General features: G+C 38.1%; 14 protein-coding genes and 1 riboswitch. Of the genes, 11 read left to right on the forward strand and 3 right to left on the reverse strand.

Annotated features, from left to right (window positions below; genetic code table 11):
- Positions 1–32 precede the first annotated feature (32 nt).
- Positions 33–794, forward strand: coding sequence for a triose-phosphate isomerase (tpiA, locus tag SB679_RS15645; protein ID WP_410703215.1), 762 nt, complete (start codon positions 33–35; stop codon positions 792–794).
- Between the two features lie 66 nt (positions 795–860).
- On the opposite strand, the gene SB679_RS15650 is transcribed toward tpiA, so the two are convergent.
- The gene (locus SB679_RS15650) at positions 861–2,123 is read right to left on the reverse strand and encodes an esterase-like activity of phytase family protein (RefSeq protein WP_410703216.1); all 1,263 of its coding nucleotides are present in this window, start codon (positions 2,121–2,123) and stop codon (positions 861–863) included.
- Positions 2,124–2,380: 257 nt separating this feature from the next.
- A riboswitch (cobalamin riboswitch) is annotated at positions 2,381–2,566 on the forward strand.
- Positions 2,567–2,652: 86 nt separating this feature from the next.
- Between SB679_RS15650 and SB679_RS15655 the strand changes: the two genes are divergently transcribed.
- On the forward strand, positions 2,653–3,762 hold the full coding sequence (locus tag SB679_RS15655) for a T9SS type A sorting domain-containing protein (protein ID WP_410703217.1): 1,110 nt from the start codon (positions 2,653–2,655) through the stop codon (positions 3,760–3,762).
- 79 nt (positions 3,763–3,841) lie between these two features.
- On the opposite strand, the gene clpP is transcribed toward SB679_RS15655, so the two are convergent.
- Entirely contained in the window at positions 3,842–4,528 is a 687-nt protein-coding gene (gene clpP, locus SB679_RS15660) for an ATP-dependent Clp endopeptidase proteolytic subunit ClpP (protein WP_034710843.1), read from the reverse strand.
- Between the two features lie 123 nt (positions 4,529–4,651).
- Complete coding sequence (gene dnaG / locus SB679_RS15665) at positions 4,652–6,634, reverse strand: DNA primase (protein ID WP_410703218.1); 1,983 nt, start codon at positions 6,632–6,634, stop codon at positions 4,652–4,654.
- 103 nt (positions 6,635–6,737) lie between these two features.
- Between dnaG and tsaE the strand changes: the two genes are divergently transcribed.
- The 9 genes from tsaE (at position 6,738) to SB679_RS15710 (ending at position 15,225) form a co-directional block, all read left to right on the forward strand.
- On the forward strand, positions 6,738–7,145 hold the full coding sequence (tsaE, locus tag SB679_RS15670; protein ID WP_410703219.1) for a tRNA (adenosine(37)-N6)-threonylcarbamoyltransferase complex ATPase subunit type 1 TsaE: 408 nt from the start codon (positions 6,738–6,740) through the stop codon (positions 7,143–7,145).
- 71 nt (positions 7,146–7,216) lie between these two features.
- Positions 7,217–8,410, forward strand: a complete 1,194-nt coding sequence (locus SB679_RS15675) for an alanine dehydrogenase (RefSeq protein WP_410703220.1) — start codon at positions 7,217–7,219, stop codon at positions 8,408–8,410.
- Positions 8,410–8,781, forward strand: coding sequence for a hypothetical protein (locus SB679_RS15680; RefSeq protein WP_410703221.1), 372 nt, complete (start codon positions 8,410–8,412; stop codon positions 8,779–8,781). Before SB679_RS15675 ends, SB679_RS15680 begins: the two co-directional genes overlap by 1 nt.
- Positions 8,782–8,820: 39 nt before the next feature.
- Positions 8,821–9,591, forward strand: a complete 771-nt coding sequence (locus tag SB679_RS15685; protein WP_084681397.1) for a sensor histidine kinase — start codon at positions 8,821–8,823, stop codon at positions 9,589–9,591.
- A complete protein-coding gene (locus tag SB679_RS15690) occupies positions 9,569–10,279 on the forward strand; it encodes a LytR/AlgR family response regulator transcription factor (RefSeq protein WP_410703222.1) in 711 nt (236 codons plus the stop codon). Before SB679_RS15685 ends, SB679_RS15690 begins: the two co-directional genes overlap by 23 nt.
- Positions 10,280–10,386: 107 nt before the next feature.
- Positions 10,387–10,776: a hypothetical protein gene (locus SB679_RS15695; RefSeq protein WP_410703223.1), complete on the forward strand. Its 390-nt coding sequence runs from the start codon at positions 10,387–10,389 to the stop codon at positions 10,774–10,776.
- Positions 10,777–10,875: 99 nt separating this feature from the next.
- Positions 10,876–13,158: a cation:proton antiporter gene (locus tag SB679_RS15700; protein WP_410703224.1), complete on the forward strand. Its 2,283-nt coding sequence runs from the start codon at positions 10,876–10,878 to the stop codon at positions 13,156–13,158.
- Positions 13,159–13,355: 197 nt separating this feature from the next.
- Positions 13,356–14,369: a LysM peptidoglycan-binding domain-containing protein gene (locus SB679_RS15705; protein WP_410703225.1), complete on the forward strand. Its 1,014-nt coding sequence runs from the start codon at positions 13,356–13,358 to the stop codon at positions 14,367–14,369.
- 4 nt (positions 14,370–14,373) lie between these two features.
- Positions 14,374–15,225, forward strand: coding sequence for a PAAR-like protein (locus SB679_RS15710; RefSeq protein ID WP_410703226.1), 852 nt, complete (start codon positions 14,374–14,376; stop codon positions 15,223–15,225).
- Position 15,226: the final 1 nt, after the last annotated feature.

Here is a 15,226-nt window from a genome sequence, read left to right on the forward strand (position 1 = left end):
AGAATTAAAATAATAAAAATTCAGATAAAATTATGAGAAGAAAAATAGTTGCAGGAAACTGGAAAATGAACAAAAATGTAATTGATGCTCAGCAATTAATGATCCAATTACTAAGCTATAAAAATAACAACGCTACCCAGTGTGAAGTATGGATTGCTCCGCCGTCTATCTATTTGATGATGGCTAAAGACATCTTCGAAAAAGATGAGATCGGTGTATTCTCCCAGGATATGAGCGAGCATGAAAGTGGTGCTTATACCGGAGAATTGTCTGCAGACATGCTGGAATCTATTGAAGCAACCGGTTCTTTAATCGGCCATTCAGAAAGAAGACAGTACCATGGAGAAACAGATTCTCACTGCAACAGAAAAATAAAATTAGCACTAGACAAAGGATTAATCCCTGTGTATTGTAACGGTGAAACGTTAGAGCAAAGAAAAGCAGGTCAGCATTTCGAAGTGGTAAAAAACCAGACTGAAGTTGCCCTTTTCACGCTTTCTGCTGAAGAAATCAAAAAAGTGGTTATTGCTTACGAACCGGTTTGGGCTATTGGAACAGGAGAAACGGCAAGTCCGGAACAGGCTCAGGAAATCCACGCTCACATCAGAAGCATCATTGCTGCAAAATACGGTCAGGAGGTTGCGGATGAGGTTTCGATCTTATATGGAGGTTCTGTAAAACCAGACAACGCTAAAGAAATATTCTCTCAACCGGATATTGATGGTGGTTTAATTGGTGGTGCAGCCTTGAAATTAGAAGATTTCTCTAAAATTATTGAGGGTTTTAATTCATAATAAAAACCAACAAAAACATAAAAAGGGCGGAATTAAAAATTCCGCCCTTTTCGTTTAAAAATCTAATTATTGAATATCGACTACATACATCGTTCCCTTATCTACTTTCCCTGTTTTAGGAAGAATTTTCGCCTTTGGATTTCCACTTCCGTCATCGACTACTCCAAAATCATCATCATTGAAAACTGCCAGTTTATTATTTCCCAAATAAACAATTCCTTCAAACTTATCATGCTCGTAGCCCAGTTTTGCTACCAGATCTACCGCTAACGTCTTGGTAACAGGTTTTAATCCTGCCGTAGTAATCTCTGCCCACGTAGACTGTTCCAAAGCTTTTCCATTAATTTTCATTCCATCCACAGCGGCAAGATCAGTTCCATTCACATCAGAAGCTCCGCTTATATTAATTCTGTATACTTTTTTAAGTCCTCCCTGCGAACCAAAATTTCCGTCTCTTTCAATCACCAGAAATTCAGTGCTGCTTAATGCTGTAATATCGCAGACAGAATCGGACGCACCGCCATCCTGTTTGTATAAATATTGTTTAGTCTGGCCGGTTGCAATATCAAAAGTTACAATTCTGGTCAAAGTAGTATTCGTTGCCAATGCCTTTGTCGGAACATACATCGTCGATTGCATTGTTCCTACCAATGTTTTTCCGTCCGGTGTGATGCAAAGTCCTTCCATCCCGCGGTTGGCTTTTCTTTTTGCTAATACGGCAGGCAGTTTTCTGGGTCCTGTATTAACCCCTATCGGGCTGATTCTTTCCAGCTCCACTCCATCTGCACTGTAATGAACGATATGCGGTCCATATTCATCGGATACCCAAAATGTCCCGTCTACAGCAGCGACAATACTTTCACTGTCTAATCCATAATTATCGGTTCCCAGTACATTTCCGGAAGCGTCATAGGCAACTTCACCTGTACTTCCCATTCCGACTGGATTCGGAAGCCCTGTGATCAGCTGTCCTGAAGGATTTTTAAGTTTGATATATTTAATGACCTCAATATTTCCGTCTGCATTGATTTTAAAATGCATAATGGTAGGCGTAAAATTTGGAGTGAGGAATTTTTTCCCGTTTAGATAATCCGTATTCGGACCACGGTCTGTAATCACATAAAATTCTCCTTTTCTGGTAGGATGGGCTGCCGCACCGGAACCAAAGCCGCCGTTGTTGACATCAACCCCTCCAATAGTTGCCAGTTTTGAAAAAGGAAATTCCTGAGGAAGCTTAGCATAATTGATATCCTGACTGATCATCGTATCATCGTCTTTACAAGCTGACACAGCAGCAAGTATAAGTACAGAAAATAGTATTTTTTTCATAGTTACTTTTATGGCAGCGAAAGTAGACATTGCATATAAACAGATCTTGAATGCAATGATAATTGTATTTTAAGAATCAATATGTAATATGAATACATGATCAACAGAAAAATCAAACTGGTCAATTCTATAAATCCATTAATCTTTTCATTTGCTTAGTGAATAAAAAAATATTCATTCGGAAAAGCTCAATTACAAGCTATTTTTGAAGGTTAATGCCCATTATTAACAAAATATTCTTCAAATAATTAAATAATATCTTTGCGCTCGTTTAAGGTTGAACATCGGTTCAATAATAGGGAATCAGGTAAAATAATAATCCTGAGCTGTACCCGCAACTGTAAGCTATTTCACTTGTAGTATGAAATGCCACTGGATCCTCATCCGGGAAGGTGTACTATAAGATGCAAGCCAGGAGACCTGCCTTAGATGCTGTTTAATTTTGATATAACATTTACAAAAAATCTCTTTTGTAGTGACGATATCCAAAGATCAAGTTTCGGGAATAAAACTTTAATTTAATTATATCATGAAGAAAAACTATCTTTTTTTCTTACTGCTCTGTATGCAGTTTTTATCCGCCCAATTCACAGAAAGTGATATTAAATTCTGGGTAGGCACCGGCTCCAAAAAAGCGTATTTCATCGCTGATTTTAATGATAATAATACTCCGGCTTCTTACGCATGGGGATATCGTTTTGATGAAGCTAATCTAACGATGGAAGACCTCATCAATGGCATTGCAGCGGCAGAACCTGGTATTGAGGCTAACATTCCGTCCGGTTTTTTGTACAGCCTTACTTATAACCACCATATTCCGAGTCTGGATGATTATTGGTCTACTTGGTCTGGCCCGGATTCAGAAAATATGGTGCTTAATAATGGGGTAAACAATGACCCGCTTGTTAATGGAAAATGGTACGGAATATCTTATGGATTCGAGCCTGACTATACATATCCATCAACTCCTGTTGCGGCTTACCATTCTGCGTGGTACAGTTCCAGTCAGATTGTCAACTGGATCGGGACAGGCACCCATAAAAGCTTAGTCGTTATTGATTTTGGAACCAATAGTTCCAACGGAAATGCCGATTCTTTTGTTTTCGGGATTCAATACAACGGAAGTCTGAATGCGGCCCAAGCCTTAGAAATGATCAAAACCCAGGCTCCGTATTTCAATTATACGGTAAGCGGTAATCAGATTGCCGGATTGTCATTACATAATTTCAACGGAACTCCATCGGGACAGCAAACATGGAAATTGTATAAAGGTAAAAACCTTTCAAGCTGGAGAGGGCAGACCAATTTGTCACAAATACAGCTCATCAATAATGATTGGTTAGGATTAAGTTTCGGACAAAGACTGCCATTTACGCCAAGTGAAGCTACTAACAGCACACTCGGAGTTGCATCTGTCCATAAAAATAATTTTAAGATCTATCCAAATCCAGCGACAGATTTTATCCAGCTTGATAGTAACGAAAATATAAAAGAAGTCAATATGTACTCAGTTTCCGGCCAGAAAGTGCTGAATTCTCTGGGTAAAAAAATCAATATCCAATCATTAGTGAAAGGAATTTATTTTGTTGAAATTAAAACAGATCATCAAACGATCATTCAGAAGCTGATTAAACAATAAACATCACCATCTTTATTGAAAAATATTCCATAAAAAAAGCGCACCGTCTGGTGCGCTTTCTTATTTTCATTGCAGAAAATTATTTCTTTTCAACAGATCTTTGTAAAACCTCATCTACCATTCCGAAGCTTTTTGCTTCTTCAGAAGTCATCCAGTAATCTCTGTCTGATGCTTTCTCTACCCATTCATAAGTTTGTCCTGAATGTTCAGCGATGATATCATACAATTCTTTTTTCAGCTTCAGCATCTCTCTTAAGTTGATTTCCATATCAGAAGCCACCCCTTGTGCACCTCCTGAAGGCTGGTGAATCATTACTCTTGAATGTTTCAGCGCAGAACGCTTTCCTTTTTCTCCTGCAACCAGTAATACGGCTCCCATAGAAGCTGCAATACCTGTACAGATCGTTGCTACATTAGGTTTAATGATCTGCATCGTGTCATAAATTCCCAATCCAGCATACACACTTCCCCCCGGAGAGTTGATGTAGATCTGAATATCTTTTGATGGATCTGCACTTTCCAGGAATAATAGCTGCGCCGTAATGATGTTCGCAACCTGATCATCAATTCCTGTTCCCAGGAAGATAATTCTGTCCATCATCAAACGGGAGAAAACGTCCATCTGAGCAACGTTTAATCTTCTTTCTTCCATGATGTACGGGGTAAGATTTGTTGGACCATACATTCCCATATACTGATCGGTAGCTAAACCGCTGTTTCCTAAATGCTTTACAGAGAAATCTCTGAAGTCTTTTTTAATGTCCATATTTCTTGTGTGTTATTTTAAATTAAATAAATTCGAAGTTTAAATTACAATTTTTATTCCTAAAATTTTATAGGACTTTTTGTCATAAGAAACCGGTTCGATCAACTCATTTTTTCCGTTTATTTATCTTTTCCTGTCCCCGTAAATTCCCTTTATCGGTGAATATTCAATAATTTCACTCAATTTCATTGAAGCCTGCTTCAGTAAGGTAATTTTTTTGATGAGTTCAAAGTATTTTGTTTCATCGGTCATACTATAATTACTGAGCTCGCTTGCCGTTTCCTGGATTAAATAGTCAATATATCTATATTTATGCAGCAATACATCCCCTTTGATCTGTTCGGCGATATTGTCCCCATAATTGGGTGGAAAAATATTCCTGGATTCCCAGTTTTCAAGCTCATCTACAGGAAGTAGTGCATCAACAACCTTGGAGGTGATTTCTTCATCCATAAAAGATATAAAGAAATTTCCACTTCTCAATTCATCTTTCTGAATACCTTCTTTCACCTGGTTGATGATGGTTTCATTTCCTTTCAATAAAAATATATATTGTTCTTCCTCAAAATGATGAAGTATTTCTTCTATCACTGTAATCTGGTATTCTCCATTTTTCTCATCCTGCCTTTTCAGCACGATATCGCCAAACATCAGCATGTGATCCACAAGCTTGCTTTCCATAAACAAAACATCATAGAGAAAAGGATCGCCTTTTTCATTATCCAGAGGAACGATCTCCATCTTTACCGGAGTTTGTTCTTTCTGCTGCTGAACGTGCTGGTTATGATTTTGGGTCATCTGCTTCTGAATATCCAGCTCATTGAATAAACTCTGCTCAGACAATCCAAACTTATTGGAAACCTCTTTTAAATAAACCTCTTTCTTTAAAGCATTCTGTACAAAACCAACCGATTTTACAATATTACGGATAGCTTCAGCCTTTTTGATGGGATCATTTCCGGCATCTTTTAAAAGGATTTCTGCTTTAAAGTCAATGAAATCCATCGCTTCATTCTCGATGAACTTTTCTACATATTCCTGAGGGTGTTTTCTTGCAAAAGAATCGGGGTCATCCCCTTCCGGGAAAAGCAGAACCCGGATATTCATTCCCTCTGCCAATAGCATATCAATGCTTCGGAAACTCGCTTTAATTCCTGCATTATCCCCATCAAAAAGAATGGTTACGTTTTCCGTAAGTCTTTTAATAAGCTTGATCTGCTCAGTCGTCAGAGACGTTCCGGAACTCGCTACTACATTTTCAATACCCGACATATGAAGTGAAATCACATCCATATATCCCTCCACAAGAAGGCAGACATTTTTCCTTGAAATAGCCTGTTTACTCTGGTTGAGACCGTATAGAACATTCGATTTATGATAAATCTCCGTTTCCGGCGAGTTAAGGTATTTCGCAGTTTTTACATTATTTCTGAGAATTCTGCCTCCAAAACCCAATACCCTTCCCGAAAAACTATGGATGGGAAAAATAACCCTTTCCCGAAAGCGGTCGATTCCGGCAGGTGCATTTTCAGGGAAAATGGATAATCCTGATTTTTCAAGAATTTCCTTAGCATATCCTTTTTCTGAGGCATATTCCGTAAAAGCATTTTTCTTTTCCGGTGCATACCCAAGCTGAAATTTTTTGATGATATCATCCTTAAGCTCACGCTCTTTGAAATACGCTAATCCTATATTTTTACCTTCCTCTACTTCCCAAAGGAAATGCTGGAAATAATCATTGGCTACTTCATGGATTTTATACAGAAGATCCCTTTCTGACTGGGCATTTTTAGCTTCTTCAGAAAATTCACGCTGATCTTCTTCAATTTCGATTCCGTATTTCTTTGCCGCATGGCGAAGGGCTTCAGGATAGGTGAAATTTTCGATTTCCATCAGGAAAGAAATGGCTGTACCTCCTTTCCCTGTTGAGAAATCTTTCCAGATCTGCTTGCTCGGTGACACTACAAAACTGGGAGATTTTTCGTCATGAAACGGACTTAATCCCTTGTAATTAGACCCTGCCCTCTTCAACTGCACATATTCTCCCACAATCTCTTCTACCCTGATTGTGGAAAATATCTTATCTATGGTCTGTTTAGAAATCATGGTGTAAAAATAAGGAAATTCCGAATTTTAACCTTACAATCGGATGTACTTTATGCATATATTTCAAATGTTTTTATTCTTATTTTTGCAACAAATTACTTTTATGCAATTTAATATAAAAAGTATCGAAGACTGGCAGAGAATCGTAGAACAGATTCTTCCCAAACTACAACATAACATTCTCCTTCTGAAAGGAAACCTGGGCGCAGGAAAGACAACTTTCACCCAATTTTTATTAAACAAACTGGGAAGTGAGGATGAAGTGAATTCCCCTACCTACTCTATTGTCAATGAATACAACACTCCCAAAGGAAAAGTCTATCACTTTGATCTTTACCGACTAAAAAACATTGAAGAAGTCTATGATATTGGGATCGAAGAATATCTGGATAACGCCTTTCTCTGCATTATAGAATGGCCTGAAGTATACGAAGAAGAGCTGTATGGCCTTAAATACCACACAATGAGCATCATCAATACCGGTGAAAACAGAGAGGTGTCATTCGACTAAATATTATGTATCTTTGCTTATTAATTTCTATTGTAGAATAATTGTCTGTAAGAAATAATTTAATTTAAAGAATGAGTACTACAAATATTTTTACTCCTTTTACTGAAGAAGAATTGATGCCGCAAGAGGAAAAATTGGAGGTTGTAAAGAAAGGAAAGCAATTCAGTATTGGAATTCCTAAAGAAACCTGTCTTCATGAAAGAAGAACGTGCATCACACCAGATGCAGTACAGGTATTGGTAGAGCACGGCCACGAGATCATTATTGAATCCGGAGCCGGAGAAGGTTCTTTTTTTGCAGATTTATTATATTCTGAAGCTGGAGCAAAAATCACGAATGATCCTAAAGAAGCTTTCGGGCAGGACCTTATTCTAAAGATCAATCCGCCTACAGAAGACGAAATTGATTATATGAAACCGAATACCTATCTGGTTTCTGCACTTCAGATCAATCTTAGAGAAAAGGCGTATTTTCTGAAACTGGCAGAGAAAAAAATCAATGCTATCGCTTTCGAATTTATTGTTGATGAGTACAAACAGCTTGCATTGGTAAGACTGGTGGGCGAAATCGCAGGAACGGTCTCTATCTTATATGCTTCTGAACTATTGGCATTATCAAACGGCTTAATGTTGGGAGGTATTACAGGCGTAAGACCCGCTGAAGTAGTGGTGCTGGGAGCCGGAATTGTAGGCGAATTTGCAACGAAAGCCGCTATCGGACTTGGAGCAAGTGTACGTGTTTTCGACAATTCCCTTTCAAAATTAAGAAGACTTCATACGATTGTTGACAGCCGCGTTCCTACCTCAATCATCGACCCGAAAGAAGTAGGCAAAGCATTAAGACGTGCAGACGTAGTAATCGGTGCCCTTCCAAGATTGAATATGACACCTATCGTGACCGAAGATATGGTGATGAGAATGAAAAAAGGCAGTGTCATCATCGATATTACCATAGACAACGGTAAAGTGATCGAAACTTCCGAGCTTACGACCATGGAAGAACCTTACATCATCAAACACGGTGTCATTCACTGCGGACTCCCGAATCTGACTTCAAGAATGCCAAGAACCACTACAAAAGCCATTTCTAACTTCTTCCTTTCCTATATTTTAAATTATGACGAAGAAGGCGGTTTCGAAAATATGCTGACCCGCAAAAATGAAATGAAGCAGAGCTTATACATGTACAAAGGAAGACATACTAAAAAAGTGATCTGCGATCGTTTTGGACTTACCTACCACGATATCAATCTTTTAATTTTCTAATGAAAAAACTTAAATTCTACGTAATCGGCCTTATACCAGGGCTCCTTCTTGTATTTTTTATCCTTAACAAAAAAGGAGCGAGCTGCAGTGGCTATTTACCCAACAGCCGTGTAATTGCTGAAACTCTTTCTAAGGATTTCCAGTATTCTGAAAATGCCAAAAGCGAAATGAGTACGTATAAAATCAATGAAAAATTCTTAAAGGACAGCATCATCACCAACGGAAAAGTAGATTTTGATAAAAGTAATGCTCAGAAAAAGCCTTGCCCGGACTATGTATTGGTATATCCAAAAGAGAATCCCACCTACGAAATCACTTTTGAAAAATGTGAGGAAACCGTAACGCTGAACAGCCTGAAAAAACTGAAATAATCCGCTTTCATTTTTTAACCCGTTAATAAATCTATTGGTATGGAAGGCAATTACTATATGATTCATGATTATCTGATATTCATTGGAGTTTTTGCTATTTTCTTTTTGCTGACGGTGGGCATCTATCTTTTTGGACAAAACAAAAAATTCAGGCAGAGAAATCTGAAACTGGCTGAAACAAACAGGATCATAGAACAGCGGCTGAATGAGGTACAGCTGGAACATATCGGCACCAAACTGAATCCTCACTTATTTAAAAATATCCTTAATTCTGTACAGTCGCATGCTTACCAGACCTATATGTCTTTGGATAAACTGGCGAATGTGCTGGATTATATTCTGTATGAGAGCAACAGTAAATTTGTAAGCCCGAAAGAAGAACTCAACTTTGCCTTAAGCCTTATCGAGATCAATAAAATTAAGATAAATCCACTTTTTGATTTTAGAATTAAATCAAAAATTAATAAATCAGACGACGTTTACGAAGAAAAAATCTTTGCCCCGCTGCTTTCCGTCGACCTTATTGAAAATGCGTTCAAGCATACTGATTTTCTGGCCCAGGACTCTTTCATTTCAATCCACTTGGAGCTTGACAACCGGGTTTTCACGATGAAAGTAAGCAATAAAGCTTCTTTAAAAAACGTCCTTGAAAAGGAAAAAAGCGGTTTTGGCAGCCAGTCTCTGGACCAAAGGCTAAAAATGATCTACAACAATTACTATCAGCTTCAGAAAAGTTCAAAAAATGGTATCTTCACCGCAGAATTAACAATCAACTTAGGAGAATTCTATGATAAAATGCGTTATTCTTGATGATGAATTACTGGCGATAAGCTATCTGAAACTGCTGTGTGAGCAGATTGAAAATGTGGAAGTAGTAAAAGCTTTTAATGATCCTAAAGTTTTTTTAAGTGAAATCGGTACTATCGACTGCAACGTTTGTATTCTGGATATTGAAATGCCCGGCATGAATGGTCTTCAGGTTGCAGAGCTGATTTCCAACTCTAAAAAGATCATCTTCACGACCGCTTATAAAGAATATGCAGCAGAAGCTTTTGACCTGAATGTGGTAGACTACGTCAGAAAACCCATCAAAAAAGAACGACTGATACAGGCCTTCGAAAAGGCTCAGGAACTGGTGGCCTCTTCACAGAAAAAAGGCTTCATCGAGTGGAATACCAATATTGGTAAAACCGTTATTTTCACAGAACAGATCGCTTATATCAAAACTTCAGAAATCGACAGCCGAGATAAAGAAATCATTCTCTATGACGGAACCGCTATCGTTTTAAAAAACCTCAGCTTAAAAAACCTCCTGGAAATGCTTCCTCCCAAAGATTTTGCACAGGTGAACAAAAAAGAGATTGTTGCGTTATCATCCATCAAAGTATTTTCTACCAACGAAATCATTACCACCATTGCATCAGGCAATGAAAATTTCCTTAAACTTCAGATTGGAGAAGCGTATAAAAGCTCATTAATGGAAATGTTCGCAAAGTAGACTTTTCAAAGGTTTCCGGTTTTATTACAGAATCAGCCCATTTCATTACACCCCCCGTTTTACAACAATAAATCAGCCTATTTTTGCCAGTGATTAAATGATGTATCATGAAAAAACTGATGTGTGCCGGGATCATTCTTTTATCCAGCTTTTGCTTTGCTCAAGAAACTGCCTCAAAACTTAAGGTGTCTTTCTTTGACGGGATTGTTGCTGCAGGGTATGTAGACCACGGTGCTTTTATTAATTGTACAGGTCCAAATGTGAGCCTCATGCATAAAGGAACGAAATTCATTCTGGGAATGCTTCCTTCACTAAGAATCAAAGAAGACCGGTCACCCGGAACTAAAAATAACGCCATCACCCCGAATCTGGGGGCAGGTCTTACAGTAGTTTACCGGAAAATTGCGCTTCAGGTGCCTTTGTACTATAATACCAAGACGGCCATCCAAAACGGAGCCTGGAAAATGGGTATAGGATTAGGCTATAGTTTCAAATAGATCTTTCATTACATTATTTATGGCATTGATTACATTTTCCAGAAAAAAATATCTGCCATTCACATATTCTTTAGAAATTTACACTAAAATAACGGACTTATGAACTTGGGGAAATACAGAAATATAATTTTTTACGTAGTGACCATCGCCTTTTTCTCCTGTCTGATGTATTGGTTCATTATTGAAGGCCAGACATTAGAGGTGAAGGAAAATATCATTATAAAAACCACCGGTGGATCAACATGGGAGAATTTTGTTGATTCATTTAAAACCAATCTTCACCATCCACTGGCTTTATTGCTGGCGCAGATCGTTACCATCATTTTGGTCGCAAGGCTTTTTGGATGGATCTGTATGAAAATAAAACAACCGACCGTTATCGGAGAAATGATTGCCGGTATTGTGTTGGGTCCTTCCCTCTTGGGAATGTACTTTCCGGAGTTTTCAGCTTTTCTTTTCCCGAAAGAATCTCTTGGGAACTTACAGTTTTTAAGCCAGATAGGATTGATCCTGTTTATGTATATCGTAGGAATGGAACTGGATTTGAGCGTTTTAAGAAAAAAAGCTCATGATGCCGTGGTCATCAGCCATGCTAGTATCATTATTCCTTTTGCCTTAGGAATCGGGCTTTCTTATTTTGTATATCAGGAATTTGCCCCGGAAGGTATCCAGTTTACTTCTTTTGCCTTATTTATTGCTATTGCGATGAGTATTACCGCATTTCCGGTACTGGCAAGAATTGTTCAGGAGAGAAACCTTCAGAAAACAAAACTGGGAACCGTAGTCATTACCTGTGCAGCAGCAGATGATATTACCGCATGGTGTATTCTTGCCGCCGTAATCGCTATTGTAAAGGCCGGATCTTTTACCAGTTCTATATATGTGATCATCATGGCAATTGCCTATGTATTTTTAATGATCAAGATTGTAAGACCTTTCCTGAAAAGGATTGGAGATCTTCAGGCTGGCAAAAATACCATTAACAAGCCGATGGTGGCTATTTTCTTTTTAACGCTTATCCTTTCCGCTTATGTTACAGAAGTGATTGGAATTCATGCATTATTCGGAGCTTTTATGGCTGGAGCTATTATGCCTGAAAACGCTAAATTCCGTACGATGTTCATCGATAAAGTAGAAGATGTGGCATTGGTCCTTTTACTTCCGCTATTCTTCGTATTTACGGGTCTTCGTACCCAAATCGGACTATTGAATGACGGTCATTTATGGATTACGGCAGGATTTATCATTTTAACAGCAGTATTAGGAAAATTTGCAGGAAGTGCACTGGCCGCAAAATTTCTCGGGATCAACTGGAAGGAAAGTCTCACGATTGGAGCTCTTATGAACACAAGAGGTTTGATGGAACTTATCGTCTTAAACATCGGGTATGATCTTGGTGTTTTAAGCCCTGAAATTTTTGCCATGCTTGTAATTATGGCATTATTTACCACTTTCATGACAGGACCGGCCTTAGATTTTATCAATTTTATTTTTAAATCGAAAAAAGGTGATGAGGAAAAGGTTCATGACGAAAATGATCCTAAATATCGTGTACTCCTTTCATTCGACAATCCGGAATCCGGAAGTACTTTAGTAAAACTTGCTCATGATTTCACCAATAAAATGAACGGCAACAAAAGCATTACCGCAATGAATATTGCTCCCGTTGAAGAAATGCATGCGTATGAAATCAATGAATATGAAAATGAACAGTTTAAAAATGTGATTGAAACCTCCCACGAACTGAATCTGGAAGTGACTACCCTTTTCAAAGCTTCAACAGATATTGAGAATGATCTTACCAATATTTCCAACAAAGGAAACTACGACCTCTTGCTGATCATGCTTGGAAAATCCATGTATGAAGGAAGTCTTCTGGGAAGATTACTGGGTTTCACGACAAAGATCATCAATCCTGAAAAGCTTTTAAACACAGTAAAAGGGAAAGGAAATATTTTCAACAATTCTCCTTTTGACGATTTTACTCTTCAAATCTTAGATAAAACCAATATCCCTGTAGGAATTCTGGTAGAAAAGGATTTCAAATCTGCAGACCGGGTATTCGTTCCGATTTTCAATTTGAGCGATTTTTACCTGCTCGAATATGCTAAAAGACTGATTAATAACAATAATTCGCAGATCATTATTCTGGATGTCGCAGGACAGATCCGAAGTAATATCGAGGTAAAGGAACTGATCAGAAGTATCGAACAGGTAGCACCCAATCACATCACGCTATACAACGAAAAGAAGATCGAAAAAGAATTCCTGGATGCTCAGGACTTAATGCTGATCAGCAGCAAAAGCTGGAAAAGCCTGATCGACACCAAGAGTCTTTGGCTTTCTGACATTCCTTCAACGCTGATTATCTCTAATCCATAAATTTGTTTTCAGATACGATTCACGTAATTTTTCATCAGGATATTTGATAAGGCCGGACTTTAAAAGTCCGGCCTTTTTGTATCCCTAAAAATCATGAATATCGTACTTCTACTACAATTTTCACATTTTATCATTAAAAATGAAATTTAAAAGTTGTTTTTTTATAGATTTATCCTATTAATTCACAAATGATAGAAATGGATTTTTTTCCTTATAAAATCCGGAACGGAGATACACTTTATTCAATTGCTTCACGGTTAGGCATTACCGAAGAAGAACTGAAGCATTTTCATAATGCCTACTGCGAAAAGATGGAAAAGGTCTGGTTTACCAATCTTCATGGGGTACAGCATCTTCTTATTCCTATTCATTATAACAGGGAAATACAGGGAGCGGCCGAGAAAGACAACAATCTTTCTTCTGAACAACTTCCTCATCAATTTTTTACCGGAGAATATAAAGTTCAGGAAGTTTTCGAGTATTCACAAAAGCCTTCTTTAACCATAGAATATACCATCAGTTTAAACAGTAAAGAAAAAAATGAAAAAGGACAAATTATCACTTTCAGCCGGAAAGATATTAAGACCAATGGTGAAATACCTGAAGATAAAATAAGCATTCTAAGCCTTGCCTGTATGGAAAGTATACAGCCTGTAGATTTTATCCTCCATCATAACGGAGCAATTACCGGATTTTCGGGTCATAAGGCAATACACCATCGTTTCAAAGAAAAACGAAAGGATCTTGATGACTATTTCACTGGAGAAACCAACAGAAATTACATCGATTTATTTCAGGAGTGTATTGCTGATGAAAATTTTCTTTTACAGCAGTTCCGCACTACCCTGCTTTTCCAGACTTTATTCCCAACCATGGATTGGTTTCACAAGAATACTCCCTGGACCGAAAGTTTTTACTTTTTTCAAAATTCATTTCCTGCAAAATGCAAGATGGAAGCAACACATCATGTTAAAAATACAGATCTGAAAGAAATAAATTTCGTAGGAAAAATTATAGAAGCCTGTACTCTTCAGGAGCTTAAACGGGGGATCAGATTTCATGAAACTGCCGAAGAAAATGTTTCAGGAGAAATCCGATTACAATTCACAATTGTCGGAGAACATAACAACATCATCCAGGCGGAAGCATTGCTGACACTCTGGCATCAGGAAATAGTATACCAAAAACACCACCTCACCATAACACAATGATAATATGAAAAATTATGTAATACAGCAGGGCGACACTTTTGCTTCGCTCGCAAAACAGTTCAAGCTTAAAGATGAAGGTACGCTCAAAATATTCCATAATCTCTACTGTCCCGCCGAAGATGTGATGCAGGAACCTGTTCCCGGAAAAACAATCATTATTCCGGAAGACCCGGCATTTTTACAGGAAGAAAATACAGAGCAAGATAGCTCTCCGGACAGTCAACAGGATACAGATACAGATACAGATACAGATACAGATACAGAAAGTAGTAACGACAACCCAAAGCACCAAGAACAAAACTCATCATCTGAAAATACAACAAAGGAGGAAAAAAAAGATGAACATAAACAGCAAAGTGAAAACAGCTCTAGCCCTCATGACAACAAATATTTCATTGTACAGAAAGGAACCGTACAGTGTAATCAGGGATTTACATTTCCGAAATTTAAAGTCACCAGTCATCAGAAGCATTATTGGAATGACGCCGATGGAAATGCGGACTACTTAGCGGTTACAGAAGATGATGTACAGCTTGATCCAACCGCACAACCATTCGGACAGTGTAAACTGAGACCTACATCCGGCGGTTATCTTCCCTGTGTGTATGCGCCCGCTGGAAAATGGCAGAAAACGTACGAAAAAGTAAAAGTACTGGACAAAAATTGCCTCACTGAAATTTCAGAGCTTATGTGCAGCACCGGTGGAAAGATCACCATCCAGAAACACGGACAACAGAGTGAAACCAGCAAAAGCCAGGTTGATAATGCCAACACGCAGGAACAGCAGGTCTACAATCCCATCGTGGATTTTGAGGCGTTTAAAGAAAATATCAACGATCAACCTTATTATAGTTAAG

Origin of the sequence: Chryseobacterium sp. SIMBA_029, from assembly GCF_046535275.1 — a bacterium.
GTDB lineage: Bacteria > Bacteroidota > Bacteroidia > Flavobacteriales > Weeksellaceae > Chryseobacterium.